This is a genomic window from Vibrio sp. Vb1026 (assembly GCF_033338745.1).
Lineage (GTDB): Bacteria > Pseudomonadota > Gammaproteobacteria > Enterobacterales > Vibrionaceae > Vibrio > Vibrio alginolyticus.
In genome coordinates, this window is sequence record NZ_JAWOTH010000070.1 from 1 (window position 1) to 1,612 (window position 1,612).

Below are 1,612 nucleotides of genomic sequence, written 5' to 3' on the forward strand. Positions count from 1 at the left end.
TAACTAAGGGTTGAGATGAACTAGAAAAGAACATTTTCAAATACTCCGAAACCTAATTTAATTTTGGTACTAACGCCGCGTTAAGTAGTGAGCAACGCTATCACCCACCTAAACCATAGCTCTGTAAACACAGAACTCGACCTGAAATAAAAATGCCGAGTGTTGCGAATCTGTCTTAAACGCTTTGTTATATTTTTATTGCTTGCCTATGATTGGATTAAACACTTCTCTGAGAGATTTTTCTATAACTTCGACACCAAAATATGCTCTAGCGTTTATATTAAACTCATGAAAACTATATCTTAATTCGACACCAGAAAGTAATTCAGGACGACTTCTAAGTTTTAGCGCATATGTACCCGACTCTTCGCTTCCGTCTAAATGATTGATAATCCTGTCACTCAAATTGTCGCGCTTACCGAGGTATAACGGTATAAATTTCCCTTGCTTTAAACGGGAAATATGCTTCTTCGCTCGACTCGGATAGTACCTAGAAACCCCTTTAGGAAGGTTTCTTGACCGAATTACTCCCCAACGGTTACCAAAGTCTTCAAGATATTCATAATCTTTGAAGTTGAATTTAGCTTCAAAGTAATAAATCCCAGGACTCGAGGGTAAAGACAGATCACTATTTGGTGCATTCAACGTTAAAGTTCGACTCTGTTGTTTTAGTTTTTTTGCCAATGACCAAATAGATTTTGGATCTACTAAAGAATCCCGTATTTGTCCCAACCTATCCAGATTTACATCAAAGTCGTTCATCAGACACTCCAAAAATATAACGCCCTGTTAAGGTGTGAGCAACGCAATACCGAAGCTTCCGCATACCACCTTACACACTAAACGCAACGCATAGTAAAAATGCCAAGCGTTGCGAATCACTCTTAAACAGTTTGTTAGCCGCTCATTCCCAAAGGTTATTGCTTGCTCAATAGGAACTTACGCAAGTCTCTCTCAGCACGCATAACAAACAGAATAAATACTTTGTCGCCGTCTTGTTTATAGAAAACGCGGCACGGATTAACTACAACTTCACGATAGCTTAGATGTTCTAGTTCAGGCGGAATGCGACCCGATTCAGGGAAAGCCTCTAAGCGCTCGACTTTAGAAAAGATCGTTTGAACCAATTGTTTTGCAGCTACGATATTTTCAAGTGCGATGTATTCAGCGATATCATTGAGGTCGGATAGCGCTGGCTCAGTCCAGATTATTTCAGCCATTTTGACATTTTGTCCTTGGCTTCATCGTGACTCACCACTTTACCGTCCGCTAATGCACGTTCACCTCGTGCAATCCCCTCCAGAATCACCAAACGATTTTGCATAAACTCGTAATCATCAACATCAACCAGATATGCCGATGGCTTACCATGTTCGGTAATTAACACTGGTTCTTTAGTGTCGTGGAGATCGGCAAGGATTTTTGTTGCTTGACGTTTGAGTGATGTAACTAGTTCTACTTTCATGAGAGCTGCTCCAAAGGAATACTAAAGTGATACTATTCTATCACTTTGAGTATAGCAAGCTCCATGACGGCTAACGCCTTGCTAAGGTGTGAAGTACGCAATGACCAAGCCGCCGCATGGCACTTCAACACCAAAAGCACCGCATAC

The 1,612-nt window shown here is 40.9% G+C and carries 3 protein-coding genes; all 3 read right to left on the reverse strand.

Annotated features, from left to right (window positions below; genetic code table 11):
- Positions 1–195 precede the first annotated feature (195 nt).
- A complete protein-coding gene (locus tag R7E47_RS24220; RefSeq protein WP_258483882.1) occupies positions 196–762 on the reverse strand; it encodes a hypothetical protein in 567 nt (188 codons plus the stop codon).
- A 155-nt stretch (positions 763–917) separates the two neighbouring features.
- Positions 918–1,220, reverse strand: coding sequence for a type II toxin-antitoxin system RelE/ParE family toxin (locus tag R7E47_RS24225; RefSeq protein WP_025527253.1), 303 nt, complete (start codon positions 1,218–1,220; stop codon positions 918–920).
- Complete coding sequence (locus R7E47_RS24230; RefSeq protein WP_017038125.1) at positions 1,208–1,465, reverse strand: type II toxin-antitoxin system Phd/YefM family antitoxin; 258 nt, start codon at positions 1,463–1,465, stop codon at positions 1,208–1,210. Before R7E47_RS24230 ends, R7E47_RS24225 begins: the two co-directional genes overlap by 13 nt.
- Between the last annotated feature and the right edge of the window lie 147 nt (positions 1,466–1,612).